The organism is Ferruginibacter sp., assembly GCF_031391665.1.
In the GTDB taxonomy this organism is placed as follows: Bacteria; Bacteroidota; Bacteroidia; order Chitinophagales; family Chitinophagaceae; genus Ferruginibacter.
In genome coordinates this window covers 1-1,987 of sequence record NZ_JANMUN010000077.1, presented here as the reverse complement: position 1 = coordinate 1,987, position 1,987 = coordinate 1, and the positions used below count along the sequence as shown (strand labels likewise).

Sequence of the window (1,987 nt, the reverse complement as noted above, 5' to 3'; positions counted from 1 at the left end):
AATGCAGCAAAAAAACTTTTATCAAACAATGCCGGTATACCTAATGTATTTGCATAATTGCTGGCAATAACGGGCATGCCTGTTTCATTTTTCTTACCCAATAAATTTAATAATAAAGCACTATTTACAAAAGGCTGATCGCATACCATAAAGATAACACTATCGGGTTGCAGTAGAGTAGCTGTAATATTTTGCAGTGCAGCCCGGATAGATGAAGCCATACCTTCTTTCCAATTTTTATTTTCAATGATGATGACAGGTTTATCTTTCAATTCTTTTTTCAGTAATTCCATATTTGCACCCAGCACCACAAAAACAGATGGGCAACCAGTTTCCAAAGCCGTATCCACCGCATGCCTTAACAAATTTTGTCCCTTGTATGCCAGCAATTGTTTAGGACTGCCCAGGCGTTTGCTTACTCCTGCAGCAAGAATTACAATGGCAGAATGTTTAATTGCATACTGCGTATTGTTCATTGTAAAGTTTTTACTGCTATCTGTGTATCCGTTCTGGAGTGTATCACATCTTGTTTATTGCGTAGCGAGCCACCGGTTTTATTACTCATCACTGCTTTAATTTCTGCAATAATACTTAGTGCAATTTCTTCCGCCGTTTCTGCACCAATCTCTAAACCAACAGGGCCATAAATGGAGTTTAATTGTTCATCTGTTAATGCAATACCCTCATTACGCAATTCATCCAGCATTCTTTCTAATTTCTTTTTTGGTCCTAACATGCCAATATAAATAACCTTGCGCTGCAGCAAAACTTTCAGCATGGCAAGGTCGTAATTATAGTTGTGTGTCATCATTACAAAAACAGTTTGACTGTCAATGGCAAGTTGTTCTAAAACTTTTTCGGGCTTGCTTACCAGTACCTGGCAGGCAGCAGTAAAGCGTTCGGGTTTTGCATGAGTGCCACGTCCGTCAACCACGCTAACTTCCCAACCCAATGTATCTGCAATCTGCACCATAGGTATGGTATCGTTACCGGCACCAACAACAACTAACGAAACCGGTGGCTGCAAAAATTCAATGAAAGCAGTAACAGAAATATTTTTATACTGATAATTTTTAAATAAAGAGGATTGTTGCTGCATTGCCAACTGCACATCTCCCATCACCGCATCCTGTAATTCGGCATAAGGAATTTCTCCCGAAATATTTCCATTGGCTTCCATCAGCAGGCAGGTACCGGCCTGTTCACTTTTTTTATCTGTTAAAGAAAACAAAGTTACCAGTACCGATTGCTGCCGCAATGCCACCGCCTTACGTAACAATTGAATCGGATTATTTTTATTGCCGGGATCGATGGGTTCAAACAAAACCTGTATCACACCTTCGCAACCTAATTGAATGCCGATGGTAGCATCGCCTTCGTCGCTGGTATCGTACGTAATTAATTTAGATTGCTGCTGCGATAAAACCAACATGGCTTTTCGCAAAGCATCGCCTTCTAAACAGCCGCCGCTTATGGCACCGGTAAGTTCGCCATCATCCGTAACCATCATTCTTGCGCCGGGGCGCCTGTACGATGAACCATCAACATGCACCACGGCCGCCATGGCCGATTTTTTTCCGGCATGCAGTGCAGTATCATATGCTTTTATTATTTGAAGGAGTTCTTTCATTTTTATTTTCCATCAATCTTACTTTACATCCATCACAACAAAAATATTTTTTTCATTTTTATATTTATCATGTTCCTGTTTTATTCATATCAGCCACACCGGCATTATATTTTAACCGCCGGCACGCCGGTAAAGCTGAGTTTAACCGGCAGAATAAAACCTTTATCATCAAAAAATAATTGCTCAATGCAGGTAGCCCTGTTGTTGGCAGCCTTTTCGCCAAGCGGCCTGCGGTGATATAATATATACCAAAGATCTTTTTTAGCATGGTGCATTACAGAGTGGTGGCCGGCACCGGTAGCAATGGCTGAATCCTGCTGTAAAATTTTACCCACTCTTTCAAAAGGCCCAAAAGGA

General features: G+C 41.0%; 2 protein-coding genes and 1 pseudogene. All 3 read right to left on the bottom strand.

The window, feature by feature from the left end:
• Positions 1 to 476: nucleotidyltransferase family protein (locus tag ACY651_RS06005; protein ID WP_462250730.1), on the bottom strand; the 476-nt coding region annotated here is incomplete at its 3' end.
• The gene (locus ACY651_RS06000) at positions 473 to 1,630 is read right to left on the bottom strand and encodes an XdhC family protein (protein ID WP_462250728.1); all 1,158 of its coding nucleotides are present in this window, start codon (positions 1,628 to 1,630) and stop codon (positions 473 to 475) included. The genes ACY651_RS06005 and ACY651_RS06000, both read right to left, overlap by 4 nt.
• A 104-nt stretch (positions 1,631 to 1,734) precedes the next feature.
• A pseudogene (locus tag ACY651_RS05995) lies at positions 1,735 to 1,987 on the bottom strand (arabinan endo-1,5-alpha-L-arabinosidase); the annotation flags it as partial.

Coding starts and splice junctions, on each gene's coding strand:
- ACY651_RS06000 (WP_462250728.1), bottom strand. CDS start 1,630: ATGAAAGAACTCCTTCAAATAATAAAAGCATATGATACTGCACTGCAT.